Origin of the sequence: Streptomyces canus (assembly GCF_001514145.1) — a bacterium.
GTDB classification, from domain to species: domain Bacteria; phylum Actinomycetota; class Actinomycetes; order Streptomycetales; family Streptomycetaceae; genus Streptomyces; species Streptomyces canus.
On sequence record NZ_KQ948669.1, the window covers coordinates 300194 to 315665 of the forward strand.

The 15472-nt window shown below is 72.8% G+C and carries 4 protein-coding genes, 1 tRNA gene and 1 pseudogene; 1 reads left to right on the plus strand and 5 read right to left on the minus strand.

Annotation, left to right across the window (positions count from 1 at the left end; all coding sequences use genetic code 11):
- Window positions 1–138 precede the first annotated feature (138 nt).
- Window positions 139–1329, plus strand: a complete 1191-nt coding sequence (locus AQJ46_RS36860) for a tyrosine-type recombinase/integrase (protein ID WP_225887481.1) — start codon at window positions 139–141, stop codon at window positions 1327–1329.
- Window positions 1330–1507: 178 nt separating this feature from the next.
- Here AQJ46_RS36860 and AQJ46_RS55640 read toward each other — a convergent pair.
- The 5 genes and pseudogenes from AQJ46_RS55640 to AQJ46_RS36880 form a co-directional block, all read right to left on the minus strand.
- Window positions 1508–1584, minus strand: a tRNA-Arg gene (locus AQJ46_RS55640).
- A 2-nt stretch (window positions 1585–1586) separates the two neighbouring features.
- The gene (locus AQJ46_RS36865) at window positions 1587–2396 is read right to left on the minus strand and encodes an alpha/beta fold hydrolase (protein ID WP_059209687.1); all 810 of its coding nucleotides are present in this window, start codon (window positions 2394–2396) and stop codon (window positions 1587–1589) included.
- Between the two features lie 29 nt (window positions 2397–2425).
- Entirely contained in the window at window positions 2426–2644 is a 219-nt protein-coding gene (locus tag AQJ46_RS36870) for an MbtH family protein (protein WP_059209688.1), read from the minus strand.
- A 42-nt stretch (window positions 2645–2686) separates the two neighbouring features.
- A complete protein-coding gene (locus tag AQJ46_RS36875; protein WP_059209689.1) occupies window positions 2687–9859 on the minus strand; it encodes an amino acid adenylation domain-containing protein in 7173 nt (2390 codons plus the stop codon).
- Window positions 9859–15450: pseudogene (locus tag AQJ46_RS36880) on the minus strand (amino acid adenylation domain-containing protein); the annotation flags it as partial. The pseudogene AQJ46_RS36880 and the gene AQJ46_RS36875, both read right to left, overlap by 1 nt.
- Window positions 15451–15472 lie beyond the last annotated feature (22 nt).

The following is a 15472-nucleotide window of genomic DNA, read 5'->3' on the forward strand; positions in this document are numbered from 1 at the left end:
GGGCGCCGTCTCAGCTCATAGACAGCGCCCCGCCAGCTGACTCGGTTCGGCACCGTCGCACTCGCTGAGGGCTTTCGCTCCGAACTGATCCGGGCCACGGGGAAGGGCGAGGCCTTCGTCGTCGCCACCGGGCTGCCGGTGTCCCATCGTTCCAAGTCGGCTTCGATGAGCTGGTACGCGTTCGCAGTCGGGTACGTGGATGCCCGTTGGCCGGAGCTCGGCGGCAACAGCCGTAAGAACACGGCCAAGACCCTGACGGCGGCCACCATCGCGCTGCTGCGTGTCCAGCCGACCCAATTCGCCCCGGTGGCCGTGCGGACTGCACTGCGCGAATGGGCGTTCAACGCGACTCGTCGTGCGGACGCCCCGCGAGACGTGGTGACCATCCTCCGGTGGGTGGAGCGCAACTCCCTGCCGGTCTCGGCCTGGGAGGAGCCGGAGAGGGTAGATGAGGTCCTGCGCGCCGTCGACACGCGCCTCGACGGCAAGCAGGCGGCGGCCTGGTCCAGGAAGCGCCACCGCCGGATCCTCAACGTCGTTATGAAGCACGCGATCCGGCGGCGTGTTCTGCGGACCAACCCCCTCCCCAAGGGGAAGGAGTCGACGACTGTCACCAAGACCAGCAACGCCGTGGACAAGCGGTCCTTGATGAATGCGGACCAGGCGGCGGCTCTCCTCGACTGGATCCGGCGCCGGCCGCGTGGAGGAAAGCGGCTGCACGCGTTCTTCGCCACGCTGTACTACTGCGGTCTGCGGCCGGAGGAAGCCGTGGCCATGCGAGTGGAAGACGTGACGATTCCCGGCCCCGACGCCCGGGATCAGTGGTGCGAGCTGCTGATCCACACGGCGACTCCGGAGGTCGGCAAGCAGTGGACCGACACCGGAGAGATCCACGAGGAACGTGACCTGAAGGGCCGTGCCGAAGGCGAGACGCGCACCGCGCCGGGGCATCCCGCCCTGACGCGCATCCTGCGCCAGCACATCGAGGACGAACAGCTCAAGCCGGGGGATCTTCTGTTCCAGGCGGAGACGGGCGGCATCCTCGCGGGTTCGGTCATCCGCCGGGCCTGGCGCAGTGCGCGCAAGGCCGTTTTGCCCCCGCACGTCTTCGAGTCGCCCACGGGCAAGCGGGTGTACGACAACCGGCACACCCGCCTGACGAAGTGGCTCAACGACGGCATCCCGCCCGCCCAGGTGGCCGAGTGGGCCGGCAACAGCGTCCCCGTGCTGCTTGCCACCTACGCCCGGTGCGTCGACGGGCAGCTGCCGGACTTGAAGAAGCGTCTGGAAGCTGCCGGAGATCTCCCCGAGCTGCCTGACGGTGGTTGATCTTCGGCCAAAGAACTTCGACACGTATTCGACACAGCCACCCGCAAAAACCCGGTGACAGCCGGACAGCTCCGGAGCTCTCCCTTGATCGTCAGGGGAGTGCCCGGGGCTTCCTCGTTCCGGGCGATACCCGCTCTGAGCAGCAAAAACGCCCTCCCGATGGGAGGGCGGAGACTTGCGCCCCCGGCAGGACTCGAACCTGCGGCCAAGCGCTTAGAAGGCGCCGGGCCTCTGGTGTCACCGCTCGGGGCTGGCCGTCAGGGCGGATCGCCCGCGAGGAACTCCACGAGCACCTTGTTCACCGCGGCGGGGTTCTCCAGATAGCCGTAGTGCCCGCAGCCCTCGACGATCTCGTGGCGGGCCCCCGGGATGGCGTCGGCGACCTCCTGGCCCAGCCGGGGCGGGGTGATCAGGTCGTCGGCGAAGGAGACCACCTGGCAGGGCACGCGGATGCCCTGGTAGGCAGCGAGCCGGTTCTCGAGCCGGCTGACCTCCATCTGCGCCCGCTGGCCCGGCCCCGGCTCGGACGTCAGCTCGAACAGGTCGAGCCAGTCGGCCATCGCGGTGTCGTCGTCCAGGGTGCGGGGGGACAGCGACTTCAGGGCCCGCAGGACGGCCGCGTACCGGTTCGGCAGCCGGACCCCGGCGTCGTACAGGTCGATCTCCGCCCGGGTGAGCTCGGCGCGCAGGAGGTCGGTGCGGCCGCGGGTGGCCATGAGGACGGCCCGGCCGACCAGGTCGGGCCGGGCCAGGGCCAGTTCCTGGGCGACGAACGCGCCCATGGAGGTGCCGACCACGGCGCAGGGCCCGAGCTCCAGTCGCTCGATGAGCCCGGCCGCGTCCTCGACCATGTCCCGCAGCGTGAAGCCCTCGGGGCACTCGGACGACGGGGGGATGCCCCGGTTGTCGAAGGTGACCACCCGGAGTCCGGCGGCGGTGAGCGCGGGCACCTGGTGCAGGTGCCACACCGTACGGCCGCCGCCGGTGCCCTGGATCATCACCACCGGGGCGCCGGTGCCGGCCTCCTCGTAGCTGAGCCGAATCCCGTTCACGGGAATGACCGGCATGGTGCCTCTTCCCTCTCGTGGTGCTCGGATCAGGCGGTGCCGTCCATGGCGTCGACGAGGCTCTTGGGCCGCATGTCGGTCCAGTGCGTGTTGACGTACTCGAGGGCCGCGTCACGGGTGGTCTCCCCGAGGGCGGTCCGCCAGCCGGCGGGCACCTCGACGAACGCCGGCCACAGCGAGTGCTGTCCCTCGTCGTTGACCAGGACCAGGTAGGTGCCCTCGGGGTCCTCGAAGGGATTGCTGCTCATTCGAACGCTCCTTCTCTGCGAATGCGGTTTCTCTGGGAGTACTTACAGACGGTCCGCGAGGAATTGGCCGATCCTGGCCAGATGACGGGCATCTGTCATCAGATTTCCGTGCGTCGAGTCTATGGCGCACACATCGAGCGATCCACCGGTGAACCGTTGCCACAAGTTGACATTCAGGCGGTCTTTCCGGTCGGTCTGCGACTTTCGCTCGGCGGAGACGAAGACCACGTCCCCGTCGAAGAATGCGGGCCTGAACCGCCGCATGAGCCGGACATTGTTCACATAGACATCCTTGAGAGCGAGCATGTCCCGGGCCTCCAGCTGCGCCAGCGCCTGGTCCCCCGACTGCAGGAACTCCCGGAACCGTCGCAGGACCCCTTCCTGGTCTGCTATGAGCTCGGCCATGTCGAATTCGAATCCCATGGCCTGGAGGTTGTGCGCGACGACCTCGTGCTCGACCGGTTCCGAGGTGTCGGCGTTGTCCCCCGGCGGATAGGCGTCGAGCAGGGCGAGCAGGGAGACCTCCTCCCCCTCGGCGCGCAACCGGGTCGCCAGGGCGTGCGCGGCAAGACCACCGAAGGACCACCCCGCCAGCCGGTACGGTCCGGACGGCTGCCGTGAGCGGATGAGGGCGAGGTAGTCCTCGGTCATCTCCTCCATGGACGACGGCAACACGCCGCCGCCGTCCAGGCCACGGGCCTGGATGCCGTAGACCGGCACCTCGGGGCCGAGGTGGCGCACGAGACCCGCGTAGCACCAGCTGAACCCGCCCCCCGGGTGCAGACAGAACAAGGGGGCGGCCGTGCCGCGTGCCCGCAGTGCGAGCAGCCCGTCGGAGGAGCGTCCGGCGGCGGGGGCTGCCGTTCCGGTGAGGACGGCGGCGAGGCCCTCCGGTGTGGGGGCGTCGAAGACGGTGCGGACGGGCAGGTCCTGGCCGAACTCCTCGCGGAGCCGGGCCACCAGACGGGCGGCGAGGAAGGAGTGGCCGCCGAGTTCGAAGAAGTCGTCGTCCGCGCCCGCCCGTTCGACGCCGAGCACCTCGGCGAACAGGGCGCACACGGTGTGTTCCGCGGGGGTGGCGGGGGGTCTGGCCGCACGGCCCGCCGTGTACTCCGGAGCCGGGAGCGCGGACCGGTCGAGCTTCCCGTTGGGGGTCAGCGGCAGACGGTCGAGGGGGACGAACGCGGCCGGGACCATGTGGCCAGGCAGTCGGCCGGCGAGGTGCTCGCGCAGCCGGGCCGGTTCGGGAGCCTCCCGGCCGGCCGTCACGACGTAGCCGACCAGGCGCCGGTCGCCCGGACGGTCCTCCCGTACGACGACCGCGGCCTGCGCCACGTCGGGGTGCGCGGTCAGGGCCGCCTCGATCTCGCCGGGTTCGACGCGGAAGCCACGGATCTTGACCTGGGCGTCGGCGCGGCCCAGGTACACCAACAGCCCGTCGCGGGTCTGCCGGGCGAGGTCGCCGGTGCGGTACATGCGGGCGCCGCGCGGTCCGTGCGGGTCGGCGACGAACCGTTCCGCGGTACGGTCGGCGCGGCCGAGGTAGCCGCGGGCGAGCGCGTCACCGCTGATGTAGAGCTCTCCCGGGACGCCGGGCGGCACCGGGTTGAGCCACGGGTCCAGGAGCCGTACGGCGGTGTTGTCGACGGGCCGCCCGATCGGAGGGGCGGCGGGCCCCCACGCGGCGGTGTCGGCGGGAAGCCGGTGGGCCGTCACCACATGGGTCTCGGCGGGGCCGTAGTGGTTGTGCAGGCGACGGCCGGGGCGCGCGGCGCAGAAGGCGCGCATGGCGCCCTGCGGGGTCAGCGCCTCGCCGGCCTGCACCAGGTCGGTGAGGTCGGGCAGGTCGAGCCGGGCGGCGAGGGCAGCCTCGCAGACGGCGTCGATGACGAGGTTGGGCGCGTACAGCTCCTGGATCCGCCGCTCCCCCAGCCAGCCGGCCAGCCGGTGCGGGTCGCGCCGGATCTCCTCGGGGCAGACGACCAGCGTCTTGCCGGACAGCAGCGCGGAGAGGATCTCCTGCACGGACACGTCGAAGCTCACCGCGGTGAACTGCGCGACCCGGGTGCCGGGCCCGCCGGGGACCGTGCGCTCGTGCCAGTCGAGCAGGTTGGCGAGGGCGCGGGCCGGCATGGTGATGCCCTTGGGACGGCCGGTGGAGCCGGAGGTGTAGATCACGTACGCGGGATGGGCCGGGGCGAGCGGGGCGGTGCGCTCCGCGTCGGTCACGTCGGTCGTCGCGTGGTCGGCGAGCCGGGCCGCGACGCCGGGGTCGTCCACCGCGACCGGAGGTCCGGCCGGGGGCCGGGGCAGGGCGCCGGCGAGGTCCGCGGTGGTCAGGACGACGGCCGGGCGGGCGTCGTCGAGCATGTACGCGATGCGCTCGGCCGGGTACTCGGGGTCGACGGGCAGATAGCCGGCGCCGGCCTTGAGGACCGCGAGGCACGCCGCGACCAGGTCGGCCGACCGGTGCATGGCCACCGCCACCAGACTCTCCGGGCCGACGCCCCGGTCGACGAGCAGCCGTGCCAGCCGGTTGGCGCGGGCGTTCAACTCCTCGTAGGTCAGGGTGGTTTCGGGGGTCTCCACGGCGACTGCGTGCGGGGCGCGGGCGACCGCGGCGGCGAACCGGTCGGGCAGCGAGGCGGCGCCCTGCTCCCGTACGGGCCCGTGGGAGGCGGCCTGTACGCGGTCGCACTCCCCGTCGTCCAGGAGGGGGACCTCCCCGATGGCGCGCTCCGGCGCGGCGGTGACCGTGTCCAGCAGGCGCAGCAGCCGGGCCACAAGGGTCTCGGCGGTGTCCTGGTCGAACAGGTCGGCGCTGAACTCCAGGCCCGCGCCCAGCCCGGCGGGGCGCCCGTCGGCGTCGTGCCGTTCCGCGAAGGAGAACAGCAGGTCGAACTTGGCGGTGCCGGTGTCGGCGGGCAGTGCGGCGGCGTCCAGACCCGGCAGCCGCAGACCGTCACCGGGCCGCCGGTCCGTGTTGTTGAAGGTGAGCATGGTCTGGAAGACCGGGTGCCGGGCGGGTGAGCGCCGGGGGTTGAGCACCTCCACCAGCCGTTCGAACGGCACGTCCTGATGGGCGTACGCCGCCAGGTCCGTCTCGCGGACCCGGGCGATCAGCTCACGGAAGGCGGGGTTGCCGGACGTGTCGGTGCGCAGGACCAGCGTGTTGACGAAGAAGCCGACGAGGTCGTCCAGGGCGTCGTCCGTGCGTCCGGCGACAGGGGTGCCGAGCGGGATGTCCTCGCCGGCGCCGAGCCGGGTGAGCAGGGCGGCGACAGCCGCCTGGACCACCATGAAGGGGCTCGCCTGACAGGCCCGGGCGACCGCCACGATCCGCTCGTGCAGCGCCCGGGGCACCTCGTACAGCACCCGGCCGCCGCGTCCCCCGGCCACGGCCGGACGCGGCCTGTCCGCGGGCAGCGGGAGCTCTTCCGGCAGTCCGGCCAAGGTCCGCCGCCAGTAGTCGAGTTGCCGGCCGACGGGACTGTCCGGGTCGTCCTCGGAGCCGAGGGTGTCCCGCTGCCACAGGGTGTAGTCCGGGTACTGGACGGGCAGCGGACGCCAGTCGGGGTCCCGGCCGTCGAGCCGTGCCGTGTAGGCGGCCGTGAGGTCGCGGGCGAGCAGGGGCACCGACCAGCCGTCGCCCGCGATGTGGTGGACGAGCAGGAGCAGCACCTGCTCCCGCTCCCCCGTCTCGAACAGCCAGGCCCGCAGGGGGATTTCCGCCTCCAGGTCGAAGGCGTACCCGGCCGCGGCATTGATCTCCTGTGCCAGGTCCGCCGGTGCCACCGACGCCACCACGGTCAGCTCGGGCCGCGCCTCGCCGGCGGGCAGCACGACCTGCCGGGGGCCCTCCGCGTCCTCGGAGAAGACCGTGCGCAGCGCCTCGTGGCGGCCGGTGAGGTCGGCGAGCGCGGCCCGCAGTGCCGCACGGTCCAGCTCGCCGGTCAGCCGAAGCGCGAAGGGAATGTTGTACGTCGGACTCGGTCCCTCGAAGCGGTGCAGGAACCACAGTCTGCGCTGGGCGTGGGAGGCGGGGATCCGCTCGGGGCGTGGCTCGACGGGCCGCAGTGCGGGGCGGGCCGCGGCCGCGGTGTCGAGGGCGCGGGACAGTGCCACCACGGTGGGGCCCTCGAAGAGCTGCCGTACGGTCAGTTCGGCTCCGAGGACGGAACGGATGCGGCCCACGAGCCGGGTCGCGAGGAGCGAGTGGCCGCCTAGCGCGAAGAAGTCGTCGTCGATGCCGACCCGCGGGACACCGAGGAGTTCGGCGAACAGCCCGCACAGGATGTCCTCGCGCGGGGTGCGCGCCGCCCTGCTCTCGGGAGCGCCGACGGTGGTCTCGGGCGCCGGGAGGGCCCCGCGGTCGATCTTGCCGTTGGCGGTGAGCGGCAGCGTGTCGAGGACGACGAAGGCCGAGGGCACCATGTAGTCGGGCAGTTCGGCGGCGAGGTGCGCGTGCAGCGCGGCCGGCTCCGGGGCGGTGCCGTCCTCCGCGACCAGATGGGCCACGAGGCGTTTGTCGCCGGGGCGTGGTTCGGCCAGGGTGACGACGGCCTGGGCGATCTCGGGGTGGCGGCCCAGGGCGGCCTCGATCTCGCCGAGTTCGATGCGGAAGCCGCGGATCTTGACCTGCTCGTCGGCCCGCCCCAGGTACTCCAGGGTGCCTTCCGCGGTCCACCGCACGAGGTCGCCGGTGCGGTACATGCGGGTGCCGGGCGGGCCGTAGGGGTCGGCGACGAAGCGCTCCGCGGTGAGTCCGGGGCGCTGCCAGTATCCGCGGGCGAGTCCGGCGCCCGCGAGGTACAGCTCGCCCGCCAGGCCCCGGGCCACGGGGCGCAGTGCGGTGTCCAGGACGAGCAGCCGGGTGTTGTCCAGGGGTGTTCCGATCGGCACGGTCTGCGGAACCGGGGCGGTCGCGGGGATCCGGTGCCGGACGGCGAAGGTCGTCGTCTCGGTGGGGCCGTAGCCGTCGACGACGACCGTGTCGGGGCATGCGTCCCGGACCCGGCGGACGGCGGCGGCCGGGACGACGTCGCCGCCCGTCCACACCTCCCGGACGCCCGCCAGGTGGTGCGGTGCCTCGTCCGCGACGAGCTGGAAGAGGCCGGAGGTGAGCCAGAGCGCGGTGACCTCGTGCTCGGCGAGCACCTTGCCGAGGGTGTCCGCGTCCAGGTCCACCGGCGGGGCGACGACGGCGGTGCCGCCGGACAGCAGCGGTACCCACAGTTCGTAGGTGGAGGCGTCGAAGGCGTGCGGCGAGTGGACCAGGACCCGGCTGTGGGCGCCGCCGGCGAAGGACCGGTCCCGGGCGAGTTCGACCACGTCCCGGTGGGTGACGGCGACGCCCTTGGGTGTCCCGGTCGAGCCGGAGGTGTGCATGACGTAGGCGAGCCGGTCGGCGTGCACGGGGCCCGCGGGCAGGTCCGCGTCGGCGGGCAGCGGCGCGTCGGTCTCGTCGGCCCGCAGGACGGTGAGGTGCAACCCGGCGCCGTGGGCGGCGTGTTCGGCGTCGGTGAGCACGAGGGAGACCCCGGCCAGGGCGGTGACCTGGCGCAGCCGGTCGAGCGGGTCGCCCTGCCGGAGCGGCACATAGGCGCCGCCCGCCTTGAGGACGGCCAGGACCGAGACGACCAGGTGGGCGGAGCGGTCCATGAGGAGCCCCACCGGTGTCTCGGCCCGTACCCCGAGCGCGACGAGCCGGCGCGCCAACGCGTCGGAGCGGGCATCGAGTTCGGCGTAGTCAAGAACGGTGGTGCCGCAGCGGACGGCCGGGGCGTTCGGAGTGCGCGCGGCCTGCGCCCGGAACGCCTCGGGCAGGCTCTCGTCGACGGGGCCGGTGTCCGTGCCGCGGCCCGGTGCCAGGGCTGCCTCCCGCTCCTCGTCGGAGAGCAGGGCGAGCCGGCCGACGGGGCGTTCGGGATCCGCGGCCACGGTCCGCAGGACCCTCACCAGGCGGTCCAGTACCGCAACGGCCGAGTCCGGCGGGATCAGGTCGGGCTGGTGGTCCAGGCGCAGCCGTAGCCCGTCCCTGCCGACGGCGACCAGCGCCATCGGGTAGTGCGTGGCGTCCCGGTTGCGGGTGCCGGTGACGGTCACGTCGCCGAAGCCGCCCGGCTCGTCGTGCTCGGCTCCGATGTCGACCGGATAATTCTCGAACACCATGGTGGTGTCGAAGAGTTCACCGGCGCCCGCGAGTCGCTGCACCTCGGCCAGCCCCAGCTGCTGGTGTGCCTGCAGCCGGGTCTGCTCGTCCTGGGTGCGGCGCACCACGTCCACGAACGCCTCGTCGGGCCGCAGCCGCACCCGCACGGGCAGGGTGTTGATGAACAGCCCGACCATGGTCTCGATCCCGGCGATCTCCGGCGGCCGGCCGGAGACGGTCGTGCCGAACACCACGTCGTCGCGGCCGGTGAGCCCGCCCAGCACGACCGCCCAGGCACCCTGCACCAGGGAGTTGAGGGTGAGCGAGCGTTCCCGGGCCAGCGCGCCGAGCGCCGCGTGGTCGGCGGCGTCCAGCTCGGTCTCCAGCCGGCCGGGCACCACCGGAGCACGTTCCGCGGAGTGCGGGGCGAGGAGGGTCGGCCCGTCGAGTCCGGCGAGCGCCCCCCGCCAGGCGGCGACCGCGGTGTCCCGGTCCTGCCGGGCGAGCCACTGGAGGTAGTCCCGGAAGGGGCGGACCCGGGGCAGCGCGCTGTCGTCGCCCTTCGTGCGGTACAGCGCGAGGAGTTCGCGCACCAGCATCGGGCGGGACCAGCCGTCGAGCAGGATGTGGTGGTTGGTCAGCACGAAGCGGTATCTGCGCTCGCCCAGCCGCATGAGGGTGAACCGCATCAGCGGGGGCCGGGCCAGATCGAAGCGGCGCAGCCGGTCCTCCTCCAGCAGCCGGTCCGCGGCGGCGGTGCGCTCCGGCTCGGGCAGCCGGGTGAGGTCCGTCTCCTCCCACGGCACCTGCACCTGGTGCGGGATCAGCTGGACGGGCCGCTTCAGGCCCTGGTAGCGGAAGGCCGCACGCAGGTTGGCGTGGCGCCGCAGCAGGGTCCGGCAGGCGGCGCCCAGCGCGGCCGTGTCCAGCGCGCCCTCCAGGTCGATGGCCTGCTGCACCAGGTAGACGTCGGGTGCCTGCTCGTCGTACACGCTGTGGAAGAGCAGGCCCTCCTGCAGCGGTGCCAGGGGCAGGATGTCCTGCAGTCCGGACTGCTTCGCCATCAGAGGTTCCTCCACTCGTCTTCCAGCAGGTCGATCTCGCTCTGGTCCAGCAGGCTCAGCGACACGTCCGAGACGGTCAGCCCACCGGCGTCGGGGTTCTCGGCGTGGTCGGCGAGGGCCTCGAGGGCTCGGAACCACAGCTCGGCCAGGTCCCGCACCTCGCTCTCGTCGAGGATCCCGTCGGCCCAGGACCAGGTGGCGGCCAGTTCGGGGCCGCGTGGGCCGTCGTTGGTGCGGGCGTTGAGCTCCAGGGGATGGGCGAGCGCCACCCTGGGGTCGGTGCCGCCGACGCCGGCCGCGGTGGCCAGCACCGTCCAGTCAGGGACGGTCTCGCTGCCGGCGTTCTCCACCCCCGCCGTGGTGAAACGGCCCAGGTAGTTGAAGGCGACCTGGGGAGTGGGCAGTCCGGCGAACCGCTGGGCGGTACGCGGGTTCAGGTGGCGGACGAGGCCGTATCCGATGCCCTTGTCGGGCACTTGACGCAGCTGCTCCTTGACCTGCTTGACGACGTCACCGGCGGCCGGGCCGCCCGCGAAGGCGTCGGACAGGTCGAGGGCGGAGGCGTCCAGGCGCACCGGGTGCAGGCTGGTGAACCAGCCGACCGTGCGGGAGAGATCGGCCCGGCCCACGAGATCCTCCTCCCGGCCGTGACCTTCCAGGTCCATCAGGACGCCGGTGCTCCGGCTGCCGCGACGGGCCCAGGCGAGGGCGAACGCCGCCAGCAGGACGTCGTTGACCTCGGCCCGGAACACGGACGGCACACGGGTCAGCACCCGCTCGGTCACCGCCGTGGGCAGGGTCAGGGTGAGGTGACGGGCCGAGGCATAGGTGTCGCCCGACGGGTCCAGCCGGCGCCGCCCGAGCAGCGAGTCGCCGGACCGCAGCACCGACTGCCACCAGTCGGCCTCCGCGGTACGCGCGGGATCGGCCGCCACCTCGGTGAGCCGCTGCGCCCAGCGGCGCAACGAGGTGCCCACGGGCTGCAGTTCGACCGGCCGGCCCGCGGCCACGGCCCGGTGGGCCTCGGCGAGGTCCGGTACGAGGATCCGCCAGGACACCCCGTCGACCACCAGGTGGTGGACGATCAGGAGAAGCAGGCCGGGCGCCGTCTCACCGCGGTCGAACCAGACCGCCTGGACGAGCCGTCCCGCGCCGAGGTCCAGGCGTTCGCGGGCGGCGACCGTCTCGGTCCGCACCAGGTCCTGCTGGGCCCGCTCGTCGAGTCCTGCGGCGTCCACCCGGCGCAGGAACAGGTGGGCGTCGACGGCGCCGGGCTCGCGGATCTCCAGCCGTGGTTCCGGGCCGGCCGCGAGGCGGGCGCGCAAGGCGTCGTGGTGGTCGAGGACGGCCCGCAGCGCGGCCGTGAGGTCCTCATGGCGCAGCCCTGCGGGTACCTGCACCAGCCGGGACTGGTTGAACTGGTCCGCGGGTCCGCCGCGTTCGAGGAACCATCGCATGATCGGGGTCAGGGGGACGTCGCCGATGCCGGCGCCCGGCTCCTCGACCGCCTCCCCGCTCGTCTCCGTGACGACCTCGGCGAGCGCCGCCACGGTCCGCTGTTCGAACACGTCGCGCACCGACAGCTCCAGACCGGCCCGCCGTGCCCGGCTGACCAGCTGGATCGACATGATGCTGTCGCCGCCCAGGTCGAAGAACCCGTCGTCGACACCGACCTCCGACAGCCCGAGAACGTCCGCGAACAGACCGCACAGCGCCTTCTCCCGCTCCGTGCGCGGTCCGCGGCGCTCGGTGCCCGTGCCGTAGTCGGGGGCCGGCAGGGCTCGCCGGTCCAGCTTGCCGTTCAGGGTCAGCGGCAGGGCGTCCAGGGGGACGACGGCCGAGGGGACCATGTACTCGGGCAGGGTCGCCGCCACGTGTGCGCGCAGCGCGTCGGGGTCGAGCGTGCCGCCCGCGGTCGCGACGACGTAGGCGACGAGCCGCTTGTCCCCGGGCCGGTCCTCTCGCAGGACCACCGCCGCCTGGCTCACCTCGGGCCGGTCCGCGAGGATCGCCTCCACCTCGCCCGGTTCGATGCGGAAGCCCCGCAGCTTGACCTGGTCGTCGACCCGGCCGAGGAACTCCAGGCGGCCGTCGGGCAGCCACCGTACGACGTCGCCGGTCCGGTACATCCGCTCCCCGGCACCCGCGAACGGGTCGGCCACGAAACGCTGGGCGGTCAGCTCCGCCCGACCCAGATAGCCGCGGGCCACACCGCTGCCGGCGATGTACAGCTCACCGGGGACTCCCACGGGCACCGGTCGCAGCCGCTCGTCGAGGGCGTACACCCGGGTGTTCCACAGGGGCCGGCCGATCGGTACGACCGCCTCGGGCACCTCGGCCGGGTCCCGCAGCGGGTTCACGGTGGAGAACACGGTGGTCTCCGTCGGCCCGTACTCGTTGGCGACGACCGTGTCCGGGCAGGCCTCGAGGACCCGGCGGACGGCGGTGGGCGACACCACGTCACCGCCGGCCCAGATCTCGCGCACCCCGCGGAAACAGTCGGGCCGCTCCTCGGCGAGCACCCGGAACAGGCCGGCGCTGACGAACAGGCCGGTGACCCGGTGTGCGGAGATGGCGGCGGCCAGGTCGGCGGCGTCCAGCCGGCCGGCCGGGGCGGCCACGACGGTGCCGCCGGTCAGCAACGGCGTCCAGATCTCGAACGTCGAGGCGTCGAAGGCGTACGGCGAGTGCATCAGCACCCGTTCATGCCGGCCTGCGCGCCAGTAGCGGTCGGCGGCCAGGTGGACCACGTTGCGATGTGTGTTGGCGACACCCTTGGGCGTACCCGTGGAACCCGAGGTGTACATCACGTACACCAGCTGCTCCGCGTCCGTCGGCACGCCGGGGTTCGTGTCGGCCTCACCGGACAGGTCCGTGCCGGGGCCGACGCGGAGGACCGGCAGGTCGACGGCGAAGGGCAGGCCGTCCGGATCGTGGTCGGTGAGCAGGGCCACAGCGCCGGTGTCCCGCAGGATGAACTCGGAGCGGGAGGCGGGCTGTTGCGGATCGATCGGCACATACACACCGCCCGCCTTGAGCACGGCCAGCGTGGAGACCACCAGCTCGGCGGAGCGCTCCTGGAAGACCGCGACACGGCTCTCCGGGCTCACTCCCCGGCGCAGCAGCCGGTGCGCGAGCCGGTTCGCCCGCGCGTTCAACTCGCCGTAGCTGAGCCGCTCCTCACCGGAGACCACGGCGGTTGCGGCCGGATCGGCGGCGGCCCGCTCCTCGAAGAGGACGTGCACCGGGGTGCGGTCCTGGTGGGCGACCGCGGTGTCGTTCCACTCGACAAGCATCCGGCGGCGTTCGTCCGCGCCGAGGATCTCGGTCTCGCCGACGCGCTGCCCCGGATCCTCGGCGAGCGCGGTGAGCACCCGGACGAAACGGTCGGCGACGGCCTGCGCGGTCCCACGGTCGAACAGGTCGGTGCTGTAGTCCAGCGCGCAGCTCAGACCGGCCGCCCGCCCCGGTCCGCCGGGGCGCTCGGCGAGCTCGAAGGACAGGTCGAACTTCGCGGCCGGGGCCCCGAGGGGCCGCCCGCCGACCGTCAGCCCGTCCAGCTCCGCACGGGCCTCGGCCCGGCCGGCGTTGTCGAAGCTCAGCATGGTCTGGAAGAGGGGGTGCCGGGAGAGCGAGCGCTCCGGGTTGACCGCTTCCACCAGCCGCTCGAACGGCAGGTCCTGGTTCGCGTACGCCGCCAGGCTCGCGGTCCGGACGCGCTCGATGAGCTCCGCGTACGTGGGATCACCCGAGATGTCCGTGCGCAGCACCAGCGTGTTCACGAAGAACCCGACCAGCTCGTCCAGCGCGTCATCCGTGCGGCCCGCGATCGGCGTGCCGATCGGGATGTCCGTGCCCGCGCCCAGTCGCGTCAGCAGTGCGGCGAGCGCCGTCTGCAGGACCATGAACAGACTGGCCTGGTGATCGCGCCCCACCTGGACGAGCCGCTCGTACACATCCTGCGGCAGCTCGAAGGCGACCCGGTCACCCCGATACGAGGCCACCGCCGGGCGCGGCCGGTCGAACGGCAGCGACAGCTCCTCGGGCAGCCCGGCCAACGCTCCCTTCCAGTAGGCGAGTTGACGGGACGCCTCGCTGGTCGGGTCGTCCTCGGCGCCGAGCACCCGCCGCTGCCAGAGGCTGTAGTCGGCATACTGCACCGGCAGCGGGGCCCACTCCGGAGCCGCGCCGGTGGTGCGCGCCGAGTACGCCGCCACGAGGTCGCGGATCAGGATGCCCCGCGACCAGGCGTCACTGGCGATGTGGTGGGTGAGGATCAGCAGCGCCCTGCGGTCGGTATCGCCCTCGACCTCGAACAGCGAGGCTCGCAAGGGGACTTCGGAGGCGAGGTCGAAGACGTACCCGGCCGCCCGCCGCATACGGCGGGAGACCTCGTCGTCCGATGCGAGCCTCTCCACGGACAGCGGCACCCGCGTCTGGTCGGGGTCCAGCACCACCTGGTGGGCGGCGCCGGAACCGTCCTCGGCGAAGACGGTGCGCAGGCTCTCGTGCCGGGTGGCCACGTCCGTCAGCGCCAGCCTCAGCGCCTCCGTGTCCAGTGTCCCCGTCAGGTCGAGCGAGATCGGTACGTTGTAGGCGTCGCTCGGGCCCTCCAGGTGCTGGAGGAACCAGAGCCGCTGCTGGGCGTGCGAGAGCGGCACCCGGGCCGGCCTCGCGGTGGGCACGACACGGCCGCGCGCGGCGGACGACGTGTCGAGCGCGGCCGCGAGCCGGGCGACCGTTGACGTCTCGAAGAGCCGGCGGATGGACAGTTCCGCGCCCAGGACGGTGCGGATGCGGCTGACGAGTTTGGTGGCGAGCAGGGAGTGGCCGCCCAGGGCGAAGAAGTCGTCGTCGATGGTCACCGCGTCCAGGCCGAGGACTTCGGCGAACAGGGTGCACAGGATCTCCTCGCGCGGCGAGCGCGGGGACCTGCCGCCGTCCGAATGCGGCCCGTAGTCCGGGGCCGGCAGCGCACGGCGGTCCAGCTTCCCGTTCGGGGTCAGCGGGAACGCGTCCAGGGTCACGAACGCCGACGGCACCATGTAGTCCGGCAGTTGAGCCGCGAGCCGTTCCCGGAGCTGAGTCGTGGCCCTCTGCTGGGCCGCGTCCGGGACGACGTAGGCGACCAGGCGCTTGTCTCCGGGGCGGTCCTCGCGCACCAGGACCGCGGCCTGAGCGATGCCCTCCTGCGCGGCCAGGACGGCTTCGATCTCGCCGAGCTCGATGCGGAACCCGCGCAGCTTGACCTGGTCATCGACCCGGGACAGATACTCCAGCTCTCCGTCCGCCGTCCAGCGGACCAGGTCACCCGTGCGATACATGCGTGTGCCGGCCGGACCGTACGGATCGGCCACGAACCGCTGCGCCGTCAGCCCGAAACGCCCGTGATACCCGCGCACCACCCCCTCACCCGCGATGTACAACTCCCCCGGCACCCCCACCGGAACCGGACCCAGACCGCCGTCCAGCACATACACCTGCGTGTTCGCGATCGGACGCCCGATCCGCGGACGACGCGCACCACCCCCCGTGACCGGCCAGGCCGTCGACCAGATCGTGGTCTCCGTCGGCCCGTACAGATTGGTCACCGACCCCGCCTGCTCCACCAGA

What these genes read in the sequence shown, in the direction of transcription:
- AQJ46_RS36865 (WP_059209687.1), bottom strand. Translation starts at nt 2,396, where the DNA reads ATGCCGGTCATTCCCGTGAACGGGATTCGGCTCAGCTACGAGGAGGCC.
- AQJ46_RS36875 (WP_059209689.1), bottom strand. Translation starts at nt 9,859, where the DNA reads ATGGCGAAGCAGTCCGGACTGCAGGACATCCTGCCCCTGGCACCGCTG.
- AQJ46_RS36870 (WP_059209688.1), bottom strand. Translation starts at nt 2,644, where the DNA reads ATGAGCAGCAATCCCTTCGAGGACCCCGAGGGCACCTACCTGGTCCTG.